Here is a 26,370-nt window from a genome sequence, read left to right as displayed (position 1 = left end):
GCAGAGGAATTTGAGATAGAATGGGGAACCGAATAGATGACGGAAGAAAAATTAAGTGAACTAAGAAGTGGATTTGATACTGCATTTATAAATGGAACTTTATCTTCTAATTTGGCGTACAAACCACAATTTGTATCAAATAATCACAAAGAAGGGAAGAAGGTTCTATCTTCCATTGAAGATGAACTTCTGGTATGTGATTGTTTCCAAATTAGTGTGGCATTTATTACGAAGGGTGGAATTACACCACTTTTACAGACTCTCAAGGAGCTTGAAAAGAAGGGGATTCCAGGGGAGATTCTCACAACAAATTACTTAAATTTTAGCGAGCCGGCTGCTTTGGAAAAGCTCAATGAGCTGCAAAATATAACATTAAGAATGTATGATGTGGAAGCAGCAGATGAAGGATTCCACACTAAGGGATATATCTTTAAAAAGGAAGAAATTTATAGGATTATTGTTGGAAGTTCCAACATAACAAGTGCTGCGTTGACAAGCAATCGGGAGTGGAATACCAGATTAATTTCTACAGAACAGGGCGAGTTTGCACAGGAAATTGTGAAAGAGTTTCGGGAGCTTTGGAATTCTGATTATGCATTGGAATTTGAAGACTTCTATGAGATGTATAAAGAGCAATATAAAATCATTGAACGCCAGAGACAAATTGCCCGAAAAGATGAAATCCCTTCTATTGAAAAGTATAAATTGAAGCCCAATTCCATGCAGGTGGGATTCATAACAAACCTCAGAAAGATTTTAGAAGCAGGTGAGGAAAGAGCCTTGTTAATATCGGCAACAGGTACGGGTAAGACATATGCCTCTGCCTTCGCCATGCGTGAACTGGGATTCAAGAGAGTGTTATTTCTTGTACATAGAGGACAGCTTGCAAGACAAACAAAAAAATCCTATGAACGTGTATTTGACAAGTCTGTATCTATGGGATTATTGGGAGCCGGCTTCTATGATTATGATAAGGATTATGTGTTTGCAACAGTTCAGACATTAAATCGTGATGAACATCTATTGCGGTATAACCCTGAAGATTTTGATTGTATTATTCTAGATGAAGCACATCATAGTTCTGCAGATATATATCAGAAAATTATGGATTATTTCATACCGAAACTGTGGCTGGGAATGACGGCGACTCCTGATAAACGAGATGATAGGATTGAGGACAGAAATATTTATGAAATTTTCCATTATCAGATTGCGTATGAAATTCGTTTGCAGCAGGCAATGGAAGAAAATATGTTGTGTCCGTTTCACTATTTTGGCATCAGTGATATATTAGTCTTGAAAGATAAGGAGCTAAAATTAAAGAAGCTTTCAGCAAAGGATTTTAGTCAGCTAGTTAGTGATCAGCGTGTAAAGAATATCATAGAACAGGCTGATTATTATGGATATAGTGGGGATCGTGTTAAAGGTTTAATTTTTTGCAGTAGGATTGATGAATCTGAGGAATTGTCTGTAAAGTTCAATGAAGCCGGTTATCGAACAATAGCTCTAAATGGAAATGCTTCTGAGAATGAACGTGCAAAAGCCTTTGAGCGATTAGCCATGAACGAGGAAGACTCGACGGAAGAGATGCAGCCTTTGGATTATATTTTTTCAGTGGAGATACTTAATGAGGGCGTTGACATTGTGGAAGTGAACCAGGTGATCATGCTTCGGCCAACAGAATCTCCGATTGTGTTTATTCAACAGTTGGGAAGAGGCCTTCGTAAAGCAGAAGGAAAGGAATATGTGGTTATTCTTGACTTCATTGGAAATTACACGAATAATTTTATGATTCCCATTGCTCTATCTGGTGACCGTACGTACAATGCGGATGTTATCCGAAAGTATGTAATCAGTGGAAACAGCACAATTCCAGGGGCTTCTACTGTACACTTTGACGAGATCGCAAAAGAAAAGATCTTTGATTCAATTGACAAGATTAAGGGTATGCGTGCAATTATTAAGGAGAGCTACATTTCACTGAAAAATAGACTTGGCAAGGTTCCATATCTTATAGACTTCTATGAGCATGGTGAAGTGGATCCTCTGGTTATAATTAGAGAATATAAAACTTATCAGACATTTCTGGAATCCGTAGAAAAGGAGACATATATTGGGGAAATTACAGAGCAGGAAAAGCTGACTTTAGAATACTTGTCCAAAACTATTTTAAGTGGAGTGAGACCCTATGAGCTGGAGATCCTTAAACAATTTTTCAATCAAGAGGAGATATCTGTAGACAAATTGCAAAGGGACTTCAAATCCGAATACGGGTTTAACATAGATTTAAAGTCTATCAAAAATGCTGTGAGCGTATTACAAGGACATTTTGTAAGTAAAGAGGAAGAATATCAAAAGTATTGCCACATCGATATCCTTCGATATAATAGAGGCTCAGCTCTTCAAAGAATGCAAAGTTATGCTGACCAATTACAGCACAGAGAGTTTTATAAGCAGCTAAAGGATATAGTTTCAGTGGGACTACATAGATACAAGGATAAATACTCAACGGGAAAGGTTGAAGAAAGTCCATTTGTTCTTTACGAAAAATATTCCAGACGGGATGTAAGTTTGCTTATGAACTGTGAGAAGGATCTCTCTTCTATAATGTATGGGATGAAACGAATAGAAGATGATGTTTTCATTTTTGTCACATATCATAAGGTCGAAAGTGAGGATAAAGAGAAACTTTATCCAGAAGGAAAACCAGACTATGCGGATAAATTTGAGAACAATAAGCTGTTTCGCTGGGATTCTCAAATTGGAAAGGGATTAGACAGTTCATACATGAAGGATGTATTGACAGCAAAGAATAAGCATCTTATGGTAACGAAGAGCGATATAAAATCAAAAAAATCTTCTTATTACTACATGGGAGAATTTGACGTAGTTGATACAAAAGAAGCACAGAAGACAAATAACAAAGGAAAACAGCAGGTAATTACTAAGGTAACAATGAAAATGCACCATGCAGTTCGAGAAGACCTGCTTCGTTATTTTGAGAGCGGATTAGAAAAAGAAGGAGAAACGATAAGATGAAAACAGTGAGAGTCGTAGCAGCTATAATCGAAACCGACGGAAAAATATTTGCTACCCAGCGGGGATATGGAGATTTAAAAGGCGGCTGGGAGTTCCCGGGAGGAAAGATTGAGGCGGGAGAAACACCTCAACAGGCGCTTAAAAGAGAAGTTATGGAGGAACTGGACGCTGAGGTTTCAGTCGGTGACCTGATAGATACGATTGAATATGATTATCCTACTTTTCATCTTTCCATGGATTGTTTCTGGTGTAAGATAATATCGGGAGACTTAGTTCTCAAGGAACATGAGGCCGCAAAGTGGTTATCAAAAGACAGGCTGGAATCTGTGGAATGGCTGCCGGCTGATATTACGTTAATTGATGCAATACGGGAGAGCATGTAATTTGGATAATTTATTTGCAAGATAGCTGCTATGGGCGAGTTATTGGATATAATCTCATGGATGTCAAGTACAAGCAGCACGCCATTGGATATATGTTTTTTAATCATATGCCAATGGCGTGCTGTCTTTTATTTACTTCTCCTAACCATTAACCTCTTTTTCTACGGCTTATGATAATTGCTACTGTTGTTCCGAGTGCCAGAGCTGCCGTTCCGGCTGCCAACGGAATTTTTGTGTTATCCCCTGTCTTTGCAGCTTTTCTGTTGTTCTTCGCTGTGGTATTTGTACCGGATATGCCATTTCCTTTGCTGTTTGTATTATCTCCATTCTGGTTTTGAACGGGAGTGTTTCCGGGGTGTTGCGGATTCTCCGGCTCTTGTGGATCTTCCGGTTCCTGAGGTCCTTGCGCCTTTTCTACGGTTACAGTGCATTCTGCTTTTATGTTCTGATCTGCTTCAGCCATTGCTGTAATGATTGCTGTTCCTTCAGCTTTTGCTGTTATGTTTCCCTGTGTATCTACCGTAGCTATGTTCTTATCACCTGATGCGAAAATTATGCTTTTATTCAATGCATTTTCCGGCAAAACAGTTGCTGTAACAGCCGCTGTTTCTCCTTCTTTTAATGTCAGCTCTGTCTTGTCCAATGTAATGCTCTGGGGTTTCACTTCTGTTTCTGTATAAGGAACATCTGCTTTATACATGGTAAGATAATCCAGATTTATACCGCCTGTATTTCCGTTGTCAACTATATATGCAATAAGATTTTGTCCCTCTTTTAATGCCAGTCTCTTTGAGCCTGTAAAGTATTCATTCCATCCAAGACTTGTCTTGTCCATCTGGAGAGTATCTGCTTTTTCTCCATTTACATAGATAGACATACTTGCCCGTGAAGGAAGCTGATTGGTTGCTCCGTCTGTGGTCGCGTTGTTTTCAAATTCCCCATAGGCATACCGCATTCCTACGATATAATCCCCTGGTTCATTTACATCCACTACAAAATTCACCGCCGCTCCTATTGTGTTCGGGACATGTACATAGCCGTTTCCCTGGTGGTTATAGTGGGATGATTCCGCGTAAGCTCCACCTTCTAGAACTGCATTTTCTGCCTGATACATAGTTCCCTGCCCTGGATCTCCTGACGGAAGTGCCATTTTTGTGTTTGGGGATGCAGGTGTTCCAAAGTCCGGAGTTCCGTCTTCATTCCATGTAAATGGTTTTATGCTTACCTGTCTCCAGGAATTTCTCCCAACTGCCTTATAGACTCTGGAATGATATACCATCCAGTCTTCTGTACCGTCTGCGGATTTCACGAAGGACGCACGTGCCGGACCGGATACAGTGGAGTTAGAAGTAAAGACATCTCTTTTTGCTTCCCACTTATCTACGTCTAATAATTCTTCTTTACTGTTGCCATTAAAACAGAGCAGCGATAACCGGTATCCATTACTCTGATAATCACCCTCCGACATGGTTATAAAGAGGTTGCCGTCTGCATTTTTTAATGCTCTTGGGCCTTCACCGCCGCCGATTGGAAGCATATCCCGGTCTTTGCTTACTGTCCACGGGTTGTCCATTTCTACAATGGCAGGGCCCGCCGGCTGATTTGATCCCAGTGTTCCCCACACGAGGAAAATTGAACCATTATACTCAAACGCCGTAATGTCGTTTGCTCCGTAGATTACACTATCTTCGCCACAGTAAAGTGGACCCATGGGTGATAAATATGTCCTAAGCTTTTCGCCTATGGGTGCAGGTGAACATACCGCTGTGTACCTGGTTGGTGATTTTGATTATGAGACGGGCAAGTTTGATTATCATGTAAGCGGTGAGATGGACTGGGGACTTGATTATTATGCACCGCAGTCTTTCCTTACACCGGACGGAAGGAGAGTTATCGTCGGGTGGGCCAATGAGTGGGAATGGATGCCGGCGTGGAAAGACTGGGGGCCGACATACAAGGAAGGCTGGTGTGGTTCTTTCAATATTCCAAGAGAAGTGTGCATGAAGGAAGATAATACATTGCAGTTTCTTCCAATAGCAGAGGTGGAAACTATACGGGAAAGTCCGGAGCATAAAGATGTACTTGTGGTGCCAGAAAAAGAGACAGAACTGACAGCCGGAGACGGAGTGTGCTTCGAACTGAAAATGAAGATAGATCTTGAGAAAACAGATGCTGATAAGCTGGAATTAAGTCTGCGCTGTGGAGAGGGCAGGAAGACAGTATGCTTGTTTGACTTCAGGAAAGCAGAATTGAGTGTGGACAGAAATGCGGCAGACGGATGGAGCAGGGGGATTTCAAGAAGTGTGATGTATCTGAAAGGAAAAAAGGAACTGGATGTGCACATTTTATCTGACCAGAGTTCTCTGGAAATCTTTACAGACCAATATCAGAATAATCATTCTAACAACATATTTGCGGGAGATGCGCAGAATAAGCTGCAGCTTCGGGCAATTGGGGGCAGTGCGCTTATTAAAGATATGGAAACCTATGGATTGAATAATTGATATTGAATTGACAGGAGGATTAATTAATGACAGATAAGAATTATTATAATGTAACGGAATGGAATGTTGGTAATCCGTATGAGGATATTGGGGAAGTAATTAACAGTATCATTGCGGATATTAAAAGCAGGCAAACAAAGTCTGATATCAATGAAGGAGGAAAACCGGGTGCAGTCATCTATATTCCGTCAGGTGATTATCACCTTACCACTCAGGTAGTTATAGATATCAGCTATCTGAGAATTGTAGGTTCCGGACATGGTTTTACATCTTCGAGTATCCGTTTTAATACTCCGAAAAGTGAATGGGCAGACTGGCATGAAGTGTGGCCGGGAGGAAGTCGTATACTTGTGGATAGTTCTCTTAAGGCTGGAGATGAGGAATCTGCGGGAGCAGCATTTTATGTTAAGCGGAGTGGAGACCCCCGCATAAGTTCGGTAGAGTTTGCTGATTTTTGTATTGATGGTCTACATTTTCTGGATGATGGTTCAGGAGAAAACAATCCGGAAAATACCTATGTGAATGGAAAAACAGGTATTTATGTTGCAAGTGCAGGGGACTCATTTCGGATTACAGGAATGGGGATTGTGTATTTGGAGCATGGAGTTACTATTTATGATGCAGACGCACTGGCAGTACATGATAATTTCATAGCTGAATGCGGTAACTGTATAGAACTCAGAGGTTCAGGCCAGGCTTCAAAAATAACCGATAACTTGATAGGAGCCGGTTACAAAGGGTATTCCATTTATGCACAAAATTTCGGAGGACTATTGATTACGGCGAATAATATTTTCCCACGGGGTGCAAGCAGTGTCCATTTTTCCGGCGTGGTACGTTCTAGTATTACGAGTAATAGATTCCATTCATTTTACCCGGGTATGCTGGAATTTAGAGACAATTGCTCAGAAAACCTGATTGCTTCAAATCATTTTCTACGGGATCATGAACCCTGGCCTCCTATGCAGAAATATGATAATGGTTTAGATGATTTATATGGTCTTTTGTATATTAGCGGTAATAATAATTCTGTGATTGCTAATCATATTTCGGAGACAATAGATACGCAGTACATCAGACCATCAGGTACGGCACCTGTGATTATACATGTTGTTTCGGGAAAGGGGAATTATATTTCTAATAATCATATTGTGGCAACAACCGAGGCATCGAAGGTACAGGATGCAGCAGACGAGTCTTGTTTCTCTGCGCAAGTAGGAGCGCTGCTGACGATTGGTAAATTGGAGACTCTTGAGGTTACAACAATTCTGGTGGAAAAGGAATCATATCAAAATACGATTCTTGATTCGGGAAGTGAAGAACAGGTCGTTTTGGACAGATCTGTAAATGCATTCAGAGCCACTCCGACTCCCGGAGTATAATATTTTCAAGCCATCATGGAGGAATTCTCTGTAGTGGCTTTTTCTGTAAAAACTTGTATGAATAATTAAGTTCACATTGATGGTATATGCACATCATTTAATCCGGTAATTCTTACGATATTCTGCCGGCGTCATCCCGGTTTCTTTCTTAAAGGTCTGTGAAAGATAGGACTGAGACGAGAAACCGGTGAGTGATGCAATCTCAATAATCGAATAATTGGACAGCGCCAGCAGCTGTTTGACGTTCTCAATTTTTACATTGCTCCAATATTTCATCGGTGAAATACCGAAACTTTTCTTAAAGCGGTGACTGAGGTGATATTTATTCATATGAAAGTATGTCGCCAGCTTATCCAACGATAGCTCATCCTTAAAGTTAATGTCAATATAGTGTCTGATAACCTGAATTGCCGGGTCATCGTCTATTTTACGCTCCCTGCCTGCTGTGATGGTGATTTTCTGCTCCCGCTCTATAATCAGAAACAGAGTCTGGACAAGGTTATTTAAAATACGTATACTGTTGAGTCTGGGGTGGGTAAATTCTTCATAACTCTGGTAAAAATAATAAGTATATTCTCTCTTATTGTCATTGAATTTAAAGTAGGGAATCTCTGGTTTGGAATCATGCACAATCTCAAAACCGCTAATCCCGATGACAAAATATTCCAGCGGTGTTTCATAGTCGGAAATCTCAGTATGTTCTGCTTGTGGTGAAATATAAACCAAATCATTTTTTTTGACCTTAGTCTCCATGTCATTAATAAGAAAAGAGCCTGTTCCGCCGGTAATGCAGAATATTTCGGAAAAGGGGTGGGTATGTTTAAAATGCAGCCATTGCTTCGTCTTTCGATCGGATCGATTAACGTAAACAATATTTGTCTGCTCAATGGGGTCTGTCATAAAAAAGCTCCTTTTATAAATATTGATTTTATAACAAGATATATAACATAATTAGCAAAAAATTATAAGATTTATGTGATTTCATATCTTATAATCAAATTATATAAAATAAATGGAGGTAAAGCAATGAAAAAGAAATTACTAGTGGGACTTTTATCTGCAGCAATGCTGAGTACGATGCTTACTGCCTGCGGCAGCGATAAGAAAAATGCCGGCACAGATGAGAGCGGAAAAAAGGAATTGAACGTTGCTGCTTTGGAGGGCGGCTATGGCAAGGACATGTACAATGAGGTCATCAAAGCTTTCGAGGAAGAGAATCCTGATGTCAAAGTTAATCTGACAATCAGTAAGAGTATTGAGGATGAAATTACGCCCAATATGAAAGCAGGAAAATATCCGGATCTTATGGTTCTCGGCCAGGGGCGTGCAGCCGGATTAACAGAATCACTTATCAAGGACAAGTCAATAGAAGATGTCAGCGATGTTCTGGACATGACGGTTCCGGGAGAAGACGTTAAGGTTAAGGACAAGCTTATTGACGGTATTGTGGGCAATCTCAACACGAACCCTTACGGTGATGATAAAACGTACCTGATGCCCATGTACTATGCACCGACAGGTTTGGTATATGATCAGCATTTACTGGCGGAAAACAACTGGGAAGTACCGGCTACATTTGATGAATTCTTTAAACTCGGCGATGAAGCAAAGGCCAAAGGAATTGACCTGTTTACTTATCCGACAGCCGGATATATGGATTCCTATTTCTTCGCAATACTGGCGAATGTCGGTGGCCTTGACTTTTATGATGATGTGATGACTTATGAAAAAGACATATGGAAATCTGACAAGGCAAAAGAAATTCTTGATGATACAGCAAAACTGCTTAGTCAGTACACTGCCAAGAGTACGGTCGGCAATGCTAACGAGCAGGACTTCACCAAAAATCAGCAGTCTATCCTGGACAACAAGACTATCTTTATGCCAAATGGTACATGGATCGTCGGTGAGATGGCTGACGCTCCGCGCAGCGACGGTTTTGAGTGGGGCTTAATGCCGCTGCCGGCAGTCAATGAAGGTGATACCCGTTACATTACAACATCAGTTGAATCAGCCTGGATTCCGTCGGAAGCAAAAAATATTGATCTGGCGAAAGAGTTTATGGCATTCCTTTACTCTGATAAAGCAGCTGAGATATTTGCCAAATCAAATGCAATCCAGCCGATAACCGGTATTACGGATAAGATTGAAGGCGAGACAAAGGCGTTTTATGAGATTTATAATGAAGAAGGTGTGGAGGCTTTAGTCGGCGGATTTGCCAGCACTGCACCGGTTGAAGGGGTTAACATTAAGGAAACCTTATTTGATTCGGCAAACAGTATTATTTCCGGCGATAAAACTGTTGAACAGTGGCAGGAAGAGCTGAACGCCGCCAGTGAAAAACTAAGCGAAGCGAAAGAATAATAGTCCCAATTGAAGTGAAGAAGGAGAGACGATGAAAAGGAATCATTCAAAACGAAAAAAGAGTAATCTGCGCTTTATCATCCTGTGTACAGCACCGGCTCTGCTGGCCTATATCGTGTTTATGATTGTTCCGACGATTAATGTGTTTCGGATGTCATTGTTTAAATGGAGCGGGTTTTCAGCAAATAAGCAGTTTGTCGGATTGGACAACTTTAAAATCCTGCTGGATGACCAGAACTTTATCCGCGCATTTCAGAACACAGTACTGCTGCTGGTGGTTGTAACGTCCGTGACAATCGTGTTAGCGTTGTTGCTGGCAGCAATCATGTCGACGAGCAGGGCGAAAGGGAAGAACCTTTACCGTTTTATCATTTTTATCCCGAATATTCTTTCGGTGGTGGTGATTGCAGCAATCTTTTCAGCAATATATGATCAGGAACATGGTCTGCTAAACGGGTTGCTGAACCTTCTTCACTTAAGCAGCTGGAAGCATATGTGGCTGGGTGATCAGAAAATTATTATTTTTAGTGTTGCCGCTGCAATGGTATGGCAGTCAGTGGGGTATTACATGGTCATGTATACCTCCAGTATTGCCAATGTTCCTGACAGCCTTTATGAGTCGGCGGCACTTGACGGGGCGACACAGAGCAAGCAGTTTTTTTCAATAACACTGCCGCTAATCTGGCAGAATATCAGAAGCTCATTGACATTTTATATCATCAGTTCAATCAATTTAAGTTTTGTACTGATTAAAGCGATGACGGGAGGAGGTCCTGACGGGGCTTCGGAAGTACTGCTCAGCTATATGTACAAGCAGGCCTACACAAATTCATCCTATGGTTATGGAATGGCTATTGGAGTGGTGATCTTCCTGTTTTCTTTCCTGCTGTCGCTAATTGTTAATCAAGTGACGAAGCGTGAAACACTGCAGTATTAGACGAGACGAGGGAAAAATGAAGAGTAATAAATTATTTAAGATACTGTCATTTATTCTAGTGACATTAATTGTATTATCGATTTTCGTGCCGGTAGTATGGGTGTTTCTGGCTTCGGTAAAAGAAAAGGGCGAGTTTTACGGCAGTCCATGGACAATGCCGGCCGGTATCTACTTTCAGAATTTTATAGATGCGTTTAAAGAAGCGAGGATGGGCGAGTACTTTTTGAATTCGGTCATCGTAACAATTCTTGCGCTGGCGATTAATCTGGTGATCTCAGTGCCGGCGGCCAACGTAATCTCACGCTTCGAATTCAAGGGGCGGGGAGTATTGAATACCTTTTTTATGGCCGGATTGTTTATTAATGTAAATTATATTGTAATCCCGATTTTTTTGATGCTGGTTAACGGCGACCGGGCGCTGGCTGAGCTTATGCCAAACGGATTTTTTATCAACAATATTTTTGTGCTTGCGCTGGTGTATGCGGCAACAACAGTGCCCTTTACTATCTATTTGCTGGGCGGGTATTTAAAGACAATTTCATCCACTTATGAGGAGGCCGCACGCCTCGATGGTGCAAGTAATTTTCAGGTGATGACACGGGTGATTATACCGATGGCTAAGCCGTCGATTATCACCGTCATCCTGTTTAATTTCCTGTCATACTGGAATGATTATATTATTTCGCTGACGTTGATGCCGGGAGAAAAGAGAACCCTGCAGGTGGGGTTATTGAATTTAATGACAGCCCAGAAGGCGGCTGCCAATTATGGACGTCTATATGCCGGAATGGTAATCGTTATGGTGCCGGCGCTGATTTTTTATGCGCTGATCCAAAAACAGATGATTGCAGGGATGGCCCAGGGCGGATCGAAAGAATAGGTTTTTAGGAGGATTTTGCTTTGAGTTATGGACGAGTAACTATACCGGGTGAGGAAAATTATTATAATGAAACTATGGCGGTTGCCAGGAGGTGGAAAGCTGATGCCATTCGTGACTGCGATGGCACCAAACTTGACGATGAGTTAAAGCAAAGCGAATTGAAGATCTACAACGCTTATTTTCCAACGAGAGCCCAGAATCAATTTATCAGGGAACATATGGAAGAATGCCCGCAGATTTATCTGATGTCGAAGCGGACACTGGCAACAAGGAGCAAGCTCACCATTGCCTTTATGGATGAGTACTATCAGAAGCAGCTGGTACCAAACTACCATGATGACCCGGCGAAGTACTGGGAAGTTATCGACCGCACAGACGGTACGGTTGTACCAAAAGAAAACTGGTCACTGGATCAGGAAGAAAACTGTGTTACAATCAGTGATGCGGCGCTTTTTCATGAGTACACTGTGTCATTTTTGGCTTATATTATCTGGGATCCGGTGGAGATGTATAATCATCTGACGAATGACTGGGGCGATAAGGAACATGAGATTCCGTTTGATGCTCTGCAGCCGCATTCACATGAGTTCATTCTGAAGACGATGAAAGAATGGCTGCAGGATAATCCGGAAATCGATGTCGTCCGTTTTACCACCTTTTTCTATCAGTTCACGTTGGTGTTTAACCAGTACGGTAAGGAAAAGTTTGTGGATTGGTTTGGCTATGGTGCCAGTGTATCGCCGCGAATGCTGAAGCGATTTGAAAAAAAATACGGTTATGCCATGCGGGCCGAGGATTTTGTGGATGAAGGCTATTACAATTCAGCCTTTCGTGTGCCCTCTGCGTCGCTGAAGAAATACATGGATCTGGTTCAGGATTTTGTCACCGGCATGGTCCGGGAGCTGACGGATCTGGTCCACGAAAGCGGCAAGGAAGCAATGATGTTCCTCGGTGACCAGTGGATTGGCACAGAACCATACGGAAAATATGCCCAACGGATGAATCTTGATGCAGTCGTCGGCAGTGTCGGTGACGGGACGACCTTGAGGATGATTTCCGATATACCAAATGTGAAGTATACAGAAGGACGTTTTCTGCCGTACTTTTTTCCGGACACCTTTTATGAGGGCAATGACCCCAGCATTGAGGCACGGGCAAATTGGGTGCAGGCCCGCCGGGCAATCCTGCGCAGTCCAATTGAACGTATGGGCTATGGCGGCTATTTAAGTCTGGCGGATAAATTCCCCAAGTTTGTTGATACTGTGGCTGAAATCACGGAGGAATTCAGAGGCATTCATGATAATATGCAGGGGACACGTGCCTATTGTGGGCTGAAGGTGGCAATCCTAAATCACTGGGGCAAGCTTAGAACCTGGCAGGCCTTTACTGTTGCCCATGCTTTGTATTGTAAAGAAGCGTACTCTTATTATGGGATTTTAGAATCATTAAGCGGTATGAATGTGGAAGTGGAATTCATAAGCTTTGACGACGTTCTGGAAAATGGCATCGACGAGAGCATTGATGTTATTATAAATGCCGGTGCTGCCGGTACGGCTTTTTCCGGTGGTGACATTTGGAGCCAAACCAGACTTTCGGAAATTCTCACCGCCTGGGTAATGAACGGCGGCGGTCTGATTGGTGTCGGTGAACCATCAGCTGTTGATTTTCAGGGACGTTTCTTCCAGCTGGCAAGTATTCTCGGTGTCGATGAAGAGCGTGGATTTTCCCTTTCCACCGATAAGTATTTTAAAACCATGAGTGACCGGCATTTTATTACTGACGGGATAGAGTATTTTGACTTTGGTGAAACTGTGAACAGCGTGTATGCCCTTGATGAAGCAACAGAAATCCTTGAATATTCCAATGACGAGGTTCATCTGGCAGCAAGGGCAGTCGGAGCAGGACGGACTGTTTACATAGCCGGTTTACCGTTTTCCTTCAGCAATGCACGGCTATTGATGCGTAGTCTCTATTTTGCAGCCCATAAAGAAGAAGAGATGCTTAACGGCTATTCAGAAAATATAAACTGTGAAGCCAGTCTCTATCCGGATGTGAGTAAGTACTGCATTGTAAATAACTCAGATGAGCAGCAAGAAACAAAGGTTCATTTTGGCGGACAGGTGATTAATTTAACCTTACAGCCGTATGAAAGTATATGGGGTGATATGAATGTCGGAATCAATTAAAGCAAAATTAAATGTATTAATTAATCTGGTTGTTTTTTTGGTCTGCTTTGCATTGGTTATCTATGGACGGCAGACCATCGGATATAAGTATCTCGGTATTCAGCTAATCGGACTGGCAGGTATCCTGATTCAGATTTGGAACTACAATCGAAAATTCAATTGAGGAGACAGATAACGTGGACATTAACTACGCAGTATCAATAAAGCCGTCTGAGCGCCAGCTTGCCTGGCAGAAAATGGAGTTTTATGGTTTTATTCATTTTGGCATGAATACAATGACTGACCGGGAGTGGGGGCTGGGTTATGAGGATCTGTCACTGTTTAATCCTCAGCACTTAGACTGCCGGCAGTGGGTACAGGCAATGAAAGCAGCCGGAATGAGAGGGGCAATCTTAACCTGCAAACACCATGATGGATTCTGCTTATGGCCAAGTAAATACTCAAAACACACTGTGGCTCAAACGCCATGGCAGAATGGACATGGTGACGTGGTAAAAGAAATGTCCGAAGCCTGCTGTGAGGAAGGTCTTAAATTTGGCATTTATCTCTCACCATGGGATCGTACGGAAGCGAGTTACGGTGAAGGCAAAGCCTATGACGACTTTTATGTCAGACAATTGGAAGAACTGCTGACCGGTTATGGCGACATTTTTGAAGTATGGTTTGACGGCGCCAACGGCGAAGGGGCAGACGGGAAAAAGCAGGTTTACGACTGGGAACGCTATTATGACACTATCCGTAAGCATCAGCCGGAAGCGGTTATCGCTGTCTGCGGGCCTGATGTCCGATGGATTGGAAATGAAGCCGGACAGACAAGGGCAGAAGAGTGGAGCGTCGTACCAAGTGCGCTGCGGGATGTTGAAAAGGTTGCCGAAAAGTCACAGAAGGTTGACGATGGAAAATTCTCACGCAAGCTTACTTCCGGTGAAGAAAACCTGGGAAGCCGGGAAGTGCTGGCTGAGTATGAAGGCGAATTAGTCTGGTACCCGGCTGAAGTCAACACCTCGATCCGCCCCGGCTGGTTCTATCATCAAAATGAGGACAGTAAAGTCCGGACAGGGGATGAATTGTTCGAATTGTACTGCTGCTCGGTCGGCGGGAACGGGACATTTCTTCTGAACCTGCCGCCGACACCGGAGGGGATGATTGCACCTGAAGATATCCGGGAACTGGAACTGCTGGGCAACAGACTTAAGAACCTCCGCAGCAATGATGAAGTTATTGCCGCAGAGGTGGAGTTTTCATCGGGCAGGACAGATAAAGCGGCACTTGATGATGAAAAAGATATATACTGGCAGCCGACAGCCGATGATAACCGGCCACAGATTACCTTACATTGGAGAAAGCCGGTTTCGTGCAATATCATCATACTCAAAGAGTATATAGCCGACAGCCAGCGAATTGAAAAATGCCAGATTTATTACCGCACAGACGGCCGGAGAAAAATGCTTGTTGAATGCGGTACAATCGGCTATAAACGGATTCTCAGGTTTGATAGAGTAGAAACCGGTGAGATAACCATCACTTTTCCAGAATATCGGATTTATCCGACAATCTCGGGGGTGCAGGTGATAAATGAAGAATAAGTAAGTACAATTTTAGAAAAGGAAGGCATTGATTGAAAAAACCAAAAAGAAAGAGACGCTTATATATAGGTATTTCAATTTTACTTGCTATTGCCATTCTTGTTATAGCTCTTGTGTTTTTGCAACGAAATACTGTATATGCAAGGGTAGGAGAATATAAGATTACTGAAAAAGATTTAAAGGTCTATTCAGACATGGAAAAAAGTACGGTTATGAACTATTTTCATAATACCCATCACAAAGAGCTGAATGAAAAAGAAGACTGGTATGAAGAGACAGGGGGAGAAAAACCGGTTGAGGTGCTGGTTTATCAAGCCCTGGAACATTGTATAACCGATAAACTGATTTTATCTATGGCAAGGGAGAACGGGATAGATGTTCCTGTAGAATATGATGAGATTGAAAAGGCAAGGGAAAGTAGAAATATAGAAAAAGAACAAGCTTTTGCTGACAAAAAAATAGTATATGGGAAAAAAGAGTTTTCAGAGAAGGAATTTTTGAGTAATCTTGTCACAAATACCAGGAATGATCTAATTAATAAACTGAGCAAAAAAGAAGGACAAAAACTTTATGTCAGTAAACAGGAGATAAAAGATTATCTTGAAGCAAATCAGGATGAATGGAAACTATATGCCACACAAGCAGAGGTTCTTGAAGTCAGACTGTACAATCATACCCATCCGGAGACTGCAGCTGCGGATATAGAAACGATGCTTCGTCAGAACCTTCCGGTGCAGGCAATCAAGGAAAAATACAAGGAGGATGTTGAAACCAATACATATACTTTTACCGGGGAAAGCTATTCGGAGGACCTCAAGGCACGTTACGATGTGAGAGTGAAAGCGGATGAAATGGAGCAGGATGAAGTTACACAAGTAACAAATGGGGATGTAGTCAGCGTAATTAAGATTTTGAATAAAACCTTTGATAAAAACAAGTCGGATGACCTGTATGGGACTCAAATCAGGTCAATACTGGCGGAAGAAAAACTAAATAAATTTTTAGATAATGAATATAAGAAATGTTCTGCAGAGTCAGTTGATAAAGGAAAACTTGAGAGACTATTTAAAGAGTAGGAGGTTCTTATGGGGAAGATTAAGAAAATATTGGCTGGTTTTCTTATTTTAGTTATGACAGTGACACTATTTCCGTCCAATATCATAAGTTATGCCGCGGATACAGGACAGGAGCAGAACCCATACGGGGGGCAGGATTATTTCCTGGATGCATCTAACGGGAATGACAACAATGACGGGACAGGCAAAGACAAGGCATGGAAAACGCTGTCCATGGCGAACCAGAAAGAGTTTCAGCCCGGGGACAGGATTCTGCTAAAGGCCGGAGAAGTATGGCAGGACCAGCAGCTTAGACCAATGGGTTCCGGCAGCGAAGGAAAGCCAATCACAATCGACATGTATGGTGATCCGGCAGATGGAAAACCGTATATTGCAACGAACGGTAAGGTAGAAGTACCTATAAGGGGTACCGGAGACCGTGACAAGATTGTTGAGAAAGTTGGACTGACCGGGGCAATTTCACTGCGCAATCAGCAATACTGGGAAATACATAATATGGAATTGTCTAATGATGATGATTTTAATACAGATATCACCAGCGGAATGGCTGTAAGAGACGGGATTCATGTTTCAATCAACGCAGATCTGTTGGAAGAAGGTGAAGATAATATCATGGATTATTTTAGAATATCTGATTGCGATATTCATGATATTGACGGCCCGTCAACATGGCAGAAGATTCATTACGGCGGAATTGTATTTCAGGTATTCGGTGAGAAAAGTTATCGCGACTACGGGACTTCCGGATATTATTTTAAGGATGTTCGTATTGAAAACAATACTTTTGACAGATGTGAACTGCATGCTATACAGCTTGCATTTAACTGGTTCTATGATAGGGATGGCAGTTCTGGTGAAACAGATGAAGCAAGAAAGTATCATGAAGGCTGGGAGCAGTTATGGGTCCGCAGCAGAGACTTGTATAGCAGAGACATATATATAGGAAATAATTACGCCGAAAACACTGGGCAGGGCGCGATTCAGCTGGCAGATGCCAAGAATCTGGTCTGTGAATACAACGAAGTAAACGGATTTCTAAAAAGATACAACCAGGTATCGGCAGGGCTTTACTTATGGGCAGGATGTGACAGTGTAATGCAGTTCAATGAATGTTATGACGGACCTGCTAATGAGTATGATGCAACTCCGTGGGATTTAGAGTTTACTAATTTTAATGTAACATATCAGTACAATTATTCACACGATAATAAGGGCGGATGGATGTCATATATGGGAAACAGCAGTAACTCCATAGCCAGATATAACTTAAGTATCAACGACAATGGAGTTATCTGGAAGAATATGCTGAGTACAAACTATTCTCCTACATATGTTCTCAATAATGTATTTGTCTATGATGGCTCAAAGCTCCAGAGTTTTCACGACGAGGTACTGAAAGATACAGTATATTTTTATAATAACGTCTTTTATAATACATCCCAGACCCCTACTAATTGGAACCGTAAAGCCAATGGGCTGGATAAAGCAGTATTCAGTAATAATGCATTCTACGAAGCTTCCGGAAAGAAATCCTCAAACCACCCGAAAGATGAACATGAATATTTCGGAGACCCGGGATTTGCAGGGGATCCACTGGATTACGATCCCAAGGGTATAGGGGCAGAAAATATACGGGATGCAGCCAAAAACTTCCGCTTAGAAGAGGACAGTCCTTTGATTGATGCAGGAAAGTATGTAGCAGCTTGCGGAGATAAAGACTTCTTTGGGACGGAGCTGTATTATGGAAATGGAATCGATATTGGGCTTCAGGAGACAGAGATAGGAGATAAGTCGGATCCTCAGGAACAGGAAAGAATTAAAGCTGTTAAAGAACTCGAAACTTTGATGGCAGAAAGAACGAAAAAAGAAGAGCTTTATCAGATGCTTCTGGAACCGTCAGAAGATGTGGAGAAGGCAAAGGATGCGTATGAAGCAGCAATCGCAGCAGGAGAAAAAGCCATCTCCGATAAAGCTAACCTTGAGAAGATTCTCAAAGTCAAAGAAGATGTCGGAAAGACAGCGGAAACTTATGATGAAAAACTATCAAAAGACCTGGCACCCGTTCCGGATAAATCGGATGGAATGGTGAAGTTTACCAATAGGGCAAATGGTGGAGACATACGGTATACAAAGGATGGTTCTGATCCGACAATAGGATCTCTTCTTTATAAAGAACAAATAACAGCATATAATCTGACATACAAAGGAGCGTTATTTGACGAAGGAAAAAGGATAAGTGATGTAAGTAGCATTAAGGTTACAGACAGTGCGGCAGACACGAGTTATGTTACCTTTCAGGAACTTAAGGATCTTATTGTACAGGCAGAGTCATATAAAGAGGAAGAGTATACAGAAGAGTCATGGAACAGCTTGGCTTCTGCACTCGCTTATGCAAAGGAACTAAATGGAGACGAAGCTGATATTAAGATTACGAATGCATATGAAGCTTTAGAACAGTGCATAAATGCTCTTGAAAAGGCATCAGAGATTAGATACAAGACATTTGAAGATTTGAAAGAACTGATTAAGACCGCTCAGGAAAAGAAAAAAGACGATTACAGGCTTTCCTCCTGGATGGATTTTCAGCAGACTTTAAAAGAGGTCAGCAAGGTGACGGCTGAGCAGGACCCCAGTGAAATACACGCAGCATATAAGAAACTGGAGCTGGCAATTAAGAATTTGAAAATAAAAGCAGATGATAATCTGGCTTTAAATAAGACGATTACTGCTAATTATACGCATCCTAAAGGTAATTACCAGGAATTAGCTGCAGATAAAATGGTAGATGGTGACTTTACAACTCGCTGGGCATGCTGTGACCCGGATGATATGAAAGATGGATATCCGATTATATTAGACCTTGATTTTGAGGAAGAAGTTGTCATTGAGGAAATATTGATGGATGAGTTTAAAGACTCTAATACTGAACTCAGGATAAAAACATGTGAATTTCAGAAGTATGATGAAGAGAAGCAAGAGTTTGAAACCTTCAAAACAGTAAATGATGGCATCGGAAGCAACAAAAAAATCAATGGCTTTGAACCGGTGACCACAAGTAAGCTGAGAGTAGTGATTGTTGATCAGCTTCAAGGCACATATTGGACTCCGACTATAAATGAATTGCAAGTATTTGGGCGTCCGGCTTCAGAGAAAGAGTTCAATCCTACACTTGACCAGAGTATTGCGGTATATGACCAAAATGAAAGCATGAGGGATGAAGAGAACAATCAGATTGTGGTTCCGGTGAAATTGGACGGTGATCTGATAGATTCGATTGAGTATTTTGGACCAGAAGGAAACAAGCTGAGAGAACTCATGGAAGGTGAAGATTATCAGGCCGAAAATGATGATTATGCATTGAGCACAAAGTTTATGTCGTCATTAAATCATGGTAAATGTCTGATCAGGTTCAATACTGTGTCGGGTGCAAAGCTGGACTTCTATGTTCAGGTGCTGGATACAACAGAATTGTGTGATCTGATCGACGAGTCAGAGAATATTTCTATTAATGAAGAAGCAGAAGAGGGCATCCAATTTAGGACTGCTCTGGAGGATGCTAAAGCTCTACTCTTAAAAGTAAATAGGGAGATTCAGGCTGTCGGAAATGATCAGGTAGATTTAGAACAACTGGGGAATGTATTCAATATCCTAAATGAAAAGAAGACGGAATACGAAAATCTTAAAGTGACAGACTTCAGTAAACTTGAGCGAAAGCTGGCTGAATGTGAAGGCAAGGCAAACAATGCAGAAAAATATACTGCATCCAGCTGGAATGCATTTATGGAATCCTATCATTATGCAAAAACTATTGTAGATGATAAAGACAGCATACAGGATGTGGTAGACGAGGCACTTGCTGCACTGGAAGACGCCGATGCCAACCTCGTACTCAGGGGCAATATGGCTCTGGTAAATCTGGGTTATGATCTGGTAAAAGATTTTGTCAGTGAAGGGTTTGCAAGTGAAGAAGAATGGGAAGCATATCAGACCATACTCCAGAAATATGCAGCTTTCTCAGAGAAGCCGGATGAGGAAATAAGTTTCACAGAAGTAGAAACAGCGGTAAATGACATGTTGGATTTATACAAAAAGTATAATAAAGAAGTGGCTGGAATTGAAATGTTGAAAACGAAGCTCCTGGCTTTGATTCAAACAGGTGATTCTTTAATAGAAGACCAAGATATTTATAATCCGGATGCTATCAACGCTTTGGTTCCGATTTTAGAAAGTGCCAAAGCTGTATATGAAAGTGGTGAGACAAATATCTCTGATGTGGATTCAGCTATACTTTCACTGTTTGATGCAATCAGGTCGGTAATTGAGAACGGTGAGAAGGCTGCTAAGAATGATTATACGATGTTAGATAAAGCATTGGAATTGGCAGGTGAATTGCTGGATAATAAGAACCAATACAGGCCCTCTTCTATCCAGGGACTGAAGGAGTTATATCAGGAAGCACTTGCAATTAAAAATAATGATACTGCTACCCAGGAAGAAATTAATGATATGACTAATCGGCTGACAGAACGTATCAATGGCGTGATAGAAAGGGCAGATGTGTCCAATCTGAAAAAGAGTATAGAAGCACTTCGTGCACTTACTACCGGGAACCTGCCAAAGGAGTTGGCACAGAAGGCGGAAACTTTACTTAAGAATGCACAGAATATGGCAGATGATCCAGAGGCTGAACAATCAAATGTGGATGAAATGACCGGAAAGATTGATAATTTAATCAGAGAGATTGAAGCAGCAGGTGACGATGAAAACGAAAATGGCGGTGATTCTGGCACGCCTCAGGATCCTGATGGTAATAATTCAGGAAATAATGGAGCAAACGGCGGTAAAGACACAATAGACGGAAATACGGGGTCAGGCAATGGCGCAGATAAAGAATCAGCAATTACCAGTCCTCAGAAAGCTGAAATTCAGAAGACTGCACAAACCGGAGATACTTCAAATCTTATGCTGGTTATTATAATACTACTTGGTTCAGCAGCAGTTTGTACCTGTACTGTAATTGGCAGGATGAAAAAAAGAAATAAATAAAGAGAAAATTTGCCATGCTACAAGTAAAAGGGGGCTGTCGGTTAATACCGATTTTTAAGGCTCTTACACCAAAACAAGCATATCCTACAGAGTTCCATGATTTTCAGCAAAGGACGCTCTGGTAGATATGCTTGTTTTTTCTTTAGCCGGCCTATTTTGGGGCGCAAAACCCCCTTTTTCCATAACCCTGGACGCACACTGTTCTCTAAGCTGTTTTCTGCTCGGCTTTTCCTGTGAATTTCTCGATTTCATGGTGAAGGAACCGATGATATTTATTTATATTTCGACCCATTGCATACAGCATGAATTCTTTATACACTTTTTCTGAACTGCGGTAATTGAATCGCCGGAAGTTTTCGTTTTCCTTGATGTCTCCAAAGTGACCTTCGGTCTGGATGGAGCGGATCTGACGCTTCAGGATTCCTTTCTCACTCTGTATATTGGCATTGGATGCTTCTTTCAGGGCTTCCCACTGCTCATTAATCTTCATCACTTTATTCCGGCCGCTATTCTTTTCCGCATCATATTTATACAGACAACGGGCTTTATGTTCACATCCGCTACAGTATCCGCTGTCTGCTGTCACTTCTTCCAATGTTTCACCAAAGGCTTTCCGATGCTTTTCCAGAACCAGAATCAGAGTGTTATAATCCGTCCGGTCGTTGCTCACATAGCCGTGAATGATGAAGTAGTTTTCCACCGCGATCTGGACGTTGTATGCTGGTTTTAACTGCCCGTTAAGCATGTGGTCTTCCTTCATCCGCATAAAGATTGCTTCCAGATCCGTTTTGGAATAACTGTTGCGGTCTTTTCCCATAATTTCAAAACACTCTTTATATCCCATCAGACGATTCCCGCATTCTTCCAGTTCTTCATACAGTTTCTGTATTTCAGTCTTCTGTTTTCCCTTACTATGGACAAATGAAATTCCCTCACCCTCTGCAATCCGCATCAGATTCTTCTGGAGTTTCAAAATCTCAAGAGGAGAGCAGTTATCAATTTCGATGACCGTATTGTTTGAGAGTTTCTTATGTTTTGTCAGCTTCCGTTTCCGATTTTCGTCAATTACACGTCTGACTTTTTCCATGCCTTCAATGAGAAACATCTGCGCATCCCCAAGATCATATTTGGGACCATATCCGTTTTCGTGCAGAAGTGTATTGTACTTTTCATAAAGGGTATCTATCGTATCCGGCAGACCGGCAAGATTGTAGTTGATACTCCCCCGCCAGACAAAGGTATAGCGGTTTGCATTCGCTTCTATTTTTGTACCATCTATAAAAAGCTCTTTGAGCGTGATAAGGCCTTCCCCGTTTCAAACTGTCTATTTCCCGACAGCCCCATGGCAAGTGTGGAGGTGATTATTACGGTTAATGGAAGAGGCGATACAGCAGTTATCGGGCTGGAGGACTATTATCAGATGAAGGCAGAGTTGGTGTTGCTCCGCAATCTGGCTGAAGCAGAGGATGATGTCAGAGAGGGCAGAGTCGGCTCCATGCAAGAGTCATTTGATGACATACGTGCCACGCTTTTGGCGAGGAAGAATGCATGAAGTACAAGATACTAAGGACTGATAAAGCAGAGGATCATTTAATCCGGTAATTCTTGCGATATTCTGCCGGCGTCATCCCGGTTTCTTTCTTAAAGGTCTGTGAAAGATAGGACTGAGACGAGAAACCGGTGAGTGACGCAATCTCAATAATCGAATAATTGGACAGCGCCAGCAGCTGTTTGACATTCTCAATTTTTACATTGCTCCAATATTTCATCGGTGAAATACCGAAACTTTTCTTAAAGCGGTGACTGAGGTGATATTTATTCATATGAAAGTATGTCGCCAGCTTATCCAACGATAGCTCATCCTTAAAGTTAATATCAATATAATGTCTGATCACCTGAATTGCCGGGTCATCGTCTATTTTACGCTCCCTGCCTGCTGTGATGGTGATTTTCTGCTCCCGCTCTATAATCAGAAACAGAGTCTGGACGAGGTTGTTTAAAATACGTACACTGTTGAGTCTGGGGTAGGTAAATTCTTCATAACTCAGGTAAAAATAATAAGTATATTCTCTCTTATTGTCATTGAATTTAAAGTAGGGAATCTCTGGTTTGGAATCATGCACAATCTCAAGCCAATGTAGAGTGTCAGTGATGCAATGCTGGGTCTTGAACTTACGGAGCTGAACTCGAAAGTGGTGGATAGTTTCATCAATAAGATTACTGTGTGGGATGAGAAGCATATTGAAATTGAATGGAAATTCCAGGATAGTAATAACGCATTGCGTAAATTGTAAAAAGATGATATTGTGAATACACAGTGAGTACATGATGAGGAAGGTAATGAAATGGAAATAAAGGATCGAGTGAGAAAATTAAGAGAAAGTACAGGTATGAATCGAAAAGAGTTTTGTGCATATTTTGGAATTCCATACAGAACTGTTACAGAATGGGAACTGGGACATCGTAAATTACCAGTCTATGTACTTCGTATGCTGGAATATCAGATTAAGATGGAAAAACTAGCGAAAAAACAAAGGAAGGAAAAAACGAATGATAAAAAATAGAGTTATTACAGTTCAAGATACTCCAATCACAGTGGCTAGAGAGGATTTTGATGATTACATTTGTATTACGGATATGGCAGCTGCTAAAAACGGTGACTCAAGGGCAGCGGATATTGTGAAAAATTGGCTTAGGAATCGTTTGACACTAGAATTTTTGGGAACATGGGAGCAGATTTACAATCCTGATTTTAAAGTGGTCGAATTCGACCACTTTAAAAATGAAGCAGGATTGCATACTTTTGTTTTGAGCGTTTCGGAATGGATAGAAAAGACGAATGCAAAAGGGATGTATGTAAAAAGAGGCCGTTATGGAGGGACTTTCGCACATAAAGATATTGCTTTTGAGTTTGCGTCAGCAATTAGTTCAGTGTTCAAGTTATATTTAATAAAAGAATTTCAAAGATTGAAAGCAGATGAGAATGATCGGATGAAAATAGAGTGGGATGCGAAAAGATTTTTGACAAAAAACAATTATCTTATTCAGACAGATGCTGTAAAGAATTACATGATTCCAAATGGTAATTACCATTCAGATATGCAATGGCTGGCATATGCTGATGAAGCAGATATTCTAAATGTTGTTTTGTTTGGATTTACAGCAAAGGCATGGAGAGATGCAAATCCAGAACTGGCTAAGAAAAATAATGTGAGAGATTTTGCGACCATTAGCGAGTTGACGGTGTTATCCAATCTTGAAACACATAATGCACAAATGATTCGAGAGGGAAAAGAAAAAAAAGAGCGATTCGAAATATTAGATGAAATTGCAAAATATCAACTGAATATTCTGAAGGAAGCAGAACGTGTAAAAGAGCAAATTGAAGACATGCAAGAAAATCAGTGAATTGAGGAAAAGTAGAAGAGATTGGCAGAACATAAACATATTAGAAAATGAAAGAGTTCAATCCTACGCTTGACAAGAGTATTGCGGTATATGACCAAATTGAAATCATGAAGGATGAAGAGAACAATCAGATTGTGGTTCCGGTGAATTTGGACGGTGATCTTATAGATATGATCAACATCATATTTCCTGCGGAGGATGGAAGGAATGGTTTCAATTCCATTTCGAAAAGCTGATATAACTTTGAATTCCCGCCGGGACACTTTGTAATACGGTTTTCCTGTTCATTGAATTCAAAATCTGCATTGATATCCGGTGCATTTTTCCCGGTAAGGTTTGTGTTCACAATGACAACGTTCTTCTCGGCAGCAAGTTCTTCATCACAGGTATATGCTCCATCTGCAATAACATAGACAGAATCTCCGGACTCTGAAGATGGCATGTCATTGAGAACATCTTCCGCAAACTTCTTGTCACTGTAATTGTTCTTCTCGAACTGATAATCCGTAACAAGGCTGTCACCAGATTCATTGATTTCTTCAACTACGTTAGCAGTATAGCCACGGTATTCCTTCCCAGCTTTGGAGCAATAGGCAGCGTCAGGATCTGCCGGGTTTTGCAGGATGTCAGAATTCATTCCGCCATCAGAGGCGGTTCTCAGGCGATAGTTCCCGTCTTCATCTGTCACTGTCTGTTCCTTTATTGCCCTGACAAAGAGAAGATACTCGCTGGAATCATCCATCTTCCCTTCGCATAGTGGAAGTAACGTTTTGATGTCCTTAAGAATGGTATCTATTTTGGAAGCCGTTTCTTCACTCCGGTTATGATAGATTACCGTATTCCTGTCATTATCCTCCGTATAATGATTCAGGTTTTCAGGGAGTGCAAGACCAAGCGATTGCATCTTTTTGACAAGATTTGAGACACAGGTATAGAGCAGTTCCAGACGCCCCATTTTTTTAATATTTGAAGCGACCATCATACTGTCCATTCTTTTTAGCTGATGATCCAGTTTCATAAGTCTTGCCATTTCATCAGTCAAGGACATCACAGCATCATGAAGAAGGTCAACTCCCGTCTCATCATAGTAAGCATTACATGTGGCACGGAATCTGCCAAGCGAGCGGTCACTTAATGGCTGTTCCTGAAAACTTGTGGTATGAAGTGCGTACTGGTAACGAATGTCAAACAATAAGGATTCATTGATTTCATCATCTGATTGATTTGTCAGCTGTTGAAGTACGGATGCGCCAACCAGAACGTTCACTGGTGTATTAGGTCTTGAACTTTTAATGCTGTATAAAGCCGCAAAAGGTGTTTCATCTATGGCCGGGAAGATAATTTCAGCAAACGGCTTTGCCCATGATTTTGACAAGACACGTTGTTCTCTTTCTGTAAGTCCGGTAAAGGAATCAAAGAGCGATAGCTGTTCGTTGTTAACATCGTTAGGAACAAATGACATGGTAATGGACCTCCTGAATAAACTAAGTCCATTATACCATTTTTATCCGTTGATTTGGGAGATGTGTTAAATTTTCAAGGTACAAATATATCATCATAAGGCATGACCTTTTGACGC

Annotated in this window: 19 protein-coding genes and 1 pseudogene; 15 read left to right on the top strand and 5 right to left on the bottom strand. The window is 41.5% G+C overall.

Features of this window, described 5'->3' with window-relative positions; genetic code table 11:
- Positions 1-36: 36 nt before the first annotated feature.
- Positions 37-3,039: a DEAD/DEAH box helicase gene (locus EDD59_RS02945; RefSeq protein WP_132378719.1), complete on the top strand. Its 3,003-nt coding sequence runs from the start codon at positions 37-39 to the stop codon at positions 3,037-3,039.
- A complete protein-coding gene (locus EDD59_RS02940) occupies positions 3,036-3,422 on the top strand; it encodes a (deoxy)nucleoside triphosphate pyrophosphohydrolase (protein ID WP_132378717.1) in 387 nt (128 codons plus the stop codon). Before EDD59_RS02945 ends, EDD59_RS02940 begins: the two co-directional genes overlap by 4 nt.
- Positions 3,423-3,570: 148 nt before the next feature.
- Here the strand turns inward: EDD59_RS02940 and EDD59_RS02935 are convergent, their stop codons facing one another.
- The gene (locus EDD59_RS02935; protein WP_132378715.1) at positions 3,571-5,133 is read right to left on the bottom strand and encodes a family 43 glycosylhydrolase; all 1,563 of its coding nucleotides are present in this window, start codon (positions 5,131-5,133) and stop codon (positions 3,571-3,573) included.
- Here EDD59_RS02935 and EDD59_RS02930 point away from each other — a divergent pair.
- Positions 5,132-5,926 (top strand): glycoside hydrolase family 32 protein, encoded by a 795-nt coding sequence (locus EDD59_RS02930; RefSeq protein WP_132378713.1) that lies wholly within the window; start codon positions 5,132-5,134, stop codon positions 5,924-5,926. The genes EDD59_RS02935 and EDD59_RS02930 overlap by 2 nt on opposite strands.
- A gap of 26 nt (positions 5,927-5,952) precedes the next feature.
- Positions 5,953-7,308 carry a NosD domain-containing protein gene (locus EDD59_RS02925; protein ID WP_132378711.1) on the top strand — a complete coding sequence of 452 codons (1,356 nt, stop codon included), beginning with the start codon at positions 5,953-5,955 and terminating at the stop codon, positions 7,306-7,308.
- 93 nt (positions 7,309-7,401) lie between these two features.
- Here the strand turns inward: EDD59_RS02925 and EDD59_RS02920 are convergent, their stop codons facing one another.
- Positions 7,402-8,208 carry an AraC family transcriptional regulator gene (locus EDD59_RS02920; protein ID WP_132378709.1) on the bottom strand — a complete coding sequence of 269 codons (807 nt, stop codon included), beginning with the start codon at positions 8,206-8,208 and terminating at the stop codon, positions 7,402-7,404.
- Between the two features lie 126 nt (positions 8,209-8,334).
- On the opposite strand from EDD59_RS02920, the gene EDD59_RS02915 reads away from it, so the two are divergent.
- From EDD59_RS02915 to EDD59_RS02880, 8 genes are read left to right on the top strand one after another with little or no spacing between them, the layout of a single operon-like run.
- The gene (locus EDD59_RS02915) at positions 8,335-9,672 is read left to right on the top strand and encodes a carbohydrate ABC transporter substrate-binding protein (protein WP_132378707.1); all 1,338 of its coding nucleotides are present in this window, start codon (positions 8,335-8,337) and stop codon (positions 9,670-9,672) included.
- A gap of 31 nt (positions 9,673-9,703) precedes the next feature.
- Entirely contained in the window at positions 9,704-10,609 is a 906-nt protein-coding gene (locus EDD59_RS02910) for a carbohydrate ABC transporter permease (protein ID WP_132378705.1), read from the top strand.
- A 16-nt stretch (positions 10,610-10,625) separates the two neighbouring features.
- The gene (locus EDD59_RS02905; protein WP_132378703.1) at positions 10,626-11,489 is read left to right on the top strand and encodes a carbohydrate ABC transporter permease; all 864 of its coding nucleotides are present in this window, start codon (positions 10,626-10,628) and stop codon (positions 11,487-11,489) included.
- 20 nt (positions 11,490-11,509) lie between these two features.
- Positions 11,510-13,675: a 1,3-beta-galactosyl-N-acetylhexosamine phosphorylase gene (gene gnpA, locus EDD59_RS02900; RefSeq protein ID WP_132378701.1), complete on the top strand. Its 2,166-nt coding sequence runs from the start codon at positions 11,510-11,512 to the stop codon at positions 13,673-13,675.
- Positions 13,659-13,838 (top strand): DUF6903 family protein, encoded by a 180-nt coding sequence (locus tag EDD59_RS02895; RefSeq protein ID WP_132378699.1) that lies wholly within the window; start codon positions 13,659-13,661, stop codon positions 13,836-13,838. The genes gnpA and EDD59_RS02895 overlap by 17 nt, the downstream gene beginning before the upstream one ends.
- 13 nt (positions 13,839-13,851) lie before the next feature.
- A complete protein-coding gene (locus tag EDD59_RS02890) occupies positions 13,852-15,261 on the top strand; it encodes an alpha-L-fucosidase (RefSeq protein WP_243117324.1) in 1,410 nt (469 codons plus the stop codon).
- A gap of 32 nt (positions 15,262-15,293) precedes the next feature.
- Complete coding sequence (locus tag EDD59_RS02885; protein WP_132378697.1) at positions 15,294-16,337, top strand: hypothetical protein; 1,044 nt, start codon at positions 15,294-15,296, stop codon at positions 16,335-16,337.
- Between the two features lie 9 nt (positions 16,338-16,346).
- A complete protein-coding gene (locus tag EDD59_RS02880) occupies positions 16,347-21,383 on the top strand; it encodes a chitobiase/beta-hexosaminidase C-terminal domain-containing protein (protein ID WP_132378695.1) in 5,037 nt (1,678 codons plus the stop codon).
- A gap of 205 nt (positions 21,384-21,588) precedes the next feature.
- Here EDD59_RS02880 and EDD59_RS02875 read toward each other — a convergent pair.
- Positions 21,589-22,692, bottom strand: a pseudogene (locus EDD59_RS02875) (transposase); the annotation flags it as partial.
- On the opposite strand from EDD59_RS02875, the gene EDD59_RS18380 reads away from it, so the two are divergent.
- Positions 22,573-22,935 (top strand): hypothetical protein, encoded by a 363-nt coding sequence (locus EDD59_RS18380; RefSeq protein WP_408632276.1) that lies wholly within the window; start codon positions 22,573-22,575, stop codon positions 22,933-22,935. The pseudogene EDD59_RS02875 and the gene EDD59_RS18380 sit on opposite strands and share 120 nt — an antisense overlap.
- A gap of 34 nt (positions 22,936-22,969) precedes the next feature.
- Here the strand turns inward: EDD59_RS18380 and EDD59_RS02865 are convergent, their stop codons facing one another.
- Positions 22,970-23,506 (bottom strand): helix-turn-helix domain-containing protein, encoded by a 537-nt coding sequence (locus tag EDD59_RS02865; protein WP_165920843.1) that lies wholly within the window; start codon positions 23,504-23,506, stop codon positions 22,970-22,972.
- A gap of 222 nt (positions 23,507-23,728) precedes the next feature.
- Here EDD59_RS02865 and EDD59_RS02860 point away from each other — a divergent pair, with 222 nt between their 5' ends.
- Positions 23,729-23,947 (top strand): helix-turn-helix domain-containing protein, encoded by a 219-nt coding sequence (locus EDD59_RS02860; protein WP_132378691.1) that lies wholly within the window; start codon positions 23,729-23,731, stop codon positions 23,945-23,947.
- Complete coding sequence (locus EDD59_RS02855) at positions 23,934-24,791, top strand: KilA-N domain-containing protein (protein WP_207670363.1); 858 nt, start codon at positions 23,934-23,936, stop codon at positions 24,789-24,791. The genes EDD59_RS02860 and EDD59_RS02855 overlap by 14 nt, the downstream gene beginning before the upstream one ends.
- A 127-nt stretch (positions 24,792-24,918) precedes the next feature.
- Here the strand turns inward: EDD59_RS02855 and EDD59_RS18035 are convergent, their stop codons facing one another.
- On the bottom strand, positions 24,919-26,253 hold the full coding sequence (locus EDD59_RS18035; protein ID WP_243117323.1) for a transposase: 1,335 nt from the start codon (positions 26,251-26,253) through the stop codon (positions 24,919-24,921).
- Positions 26,254-26,370 lie beyond the last annotated feature (117 nt).

This window comes from Muricomes intestini, from assembly GCF_004346165.1.
Classification (GTDB): Bacteria; Bacillota; Clostridia; order Lachnospirales; family Lachnospiraceae; genus Muricomes; species Muricomes intestini.
Note: the sequence above shows the minus strand (reverse complement) of the source record. Positions and strands in the feature narration are given on the sequence as shown.

What these genes read in the sequence shown, in the direction of transcription:
- EDD59_RS02945 (WP_132378719.1), top strand. Translation starts at nt 37, where the DNA reads ATGACGGAAGAAAAATTAAGTGAACTAAGAAGTGGATTTGATACTGCA.
- EDD59_RS02940 (WP_132378717.1), top strand. Translation starts at nt 3,036, where the DNA reads ATGAAAACAGTGAGAGTCGTAGCAGCTATAATCGAAACCGACGGAAAA.
- EDD59_RS02930 (WP_132378713.1), top strand. Translation starts at nt 5,132, where the DNA reads ATGGGTGATAAATATGTCCTAAGCTTTTCGCCTATGGGTGCAGGTGAA.
- EDD59_RS02935 (WP_132378715.1), bottom strand. Translation starts at nt 5,133, where the DNA reads ATGGGTCCACTTTACTGTGGCGAAGATAGTGTAATCTACGGAGCAAAC.
- EDD59_RS02925 (WP_132378711.1), top strand. Translation starts at nt 5,953, where the DNA reads ATGACAGATAAGAATTATTATAATGTAACGGAATGGAATGTTGGTAAT.
- EDD59_RS02920 (WP_132378709.1), bottom strand. Translation starts at nt 8,208, where the DNA reads ATGACAGACCCCATTGAGCAGACAAATATTGTTTACGTTAATCGATCC.
- EDD59_RS02915 (WP_132378707.1), top strand. Translation starts at nt 8,335, where the DNA reads ATGAAAAAGAAATTACTAGTGGGACTTTTATCTGCAGCAATGCTGAGT.
- EDD59_RS02910 (WP_132378705.1), top strand. Translation starts at nt 9,704, where the DNA reads ATGAAAAGGAATCATTCAAAACGAAAAAAGAGTAATCTGCGCTTTATC.
- EDD59_RS02905 (WP_132378703.1), top strand. Translation starts at nt 10,626, where the DNA reads ATGAAGAGTAATAAATTATTTAAGATACTGTCATTTATTCTAGTGACA.
- EDD59_RS02895 (WP_132378699.1), top strand. Translation starts at nt 13,659, where the DNA reads ATGTCGGAATCAATTAAAGCAAAATTAAATGTATTAATTAATCTGGTT.
- EDD59_RS02880 (WP_132378695.1), top strand. Translation starts at nt 16,347, where the DNA reads ATGGGGAAGATTAAGAAAATATTGGCTGGTTTTCTTATTTTAGTTATG.
- EDD59_RS02860 (WP_132378691.1), top strand. Translation starts at nt 23,729, where the DNA reads ATGGAAATAAAGGATCGAGTGAGAAAATTAAGAGAAAGTACAGGTATG.
- EDD59_RS02855 (WP_207670363.1), top strand. Translation starts at nt 23,934, where the DNA reads ATGATAAAAAATAGAGTTATTACAGTTCAAGATACTCCAATCACAGTG.
- EDD59_RS18035 (WP_243117323.1), bottom strand. Translation starts at nt 26,253, where the DNA reads ATGTCATTTGTTCCTAACGATGTTAACAACGAACAGCTATCGCTCTTT.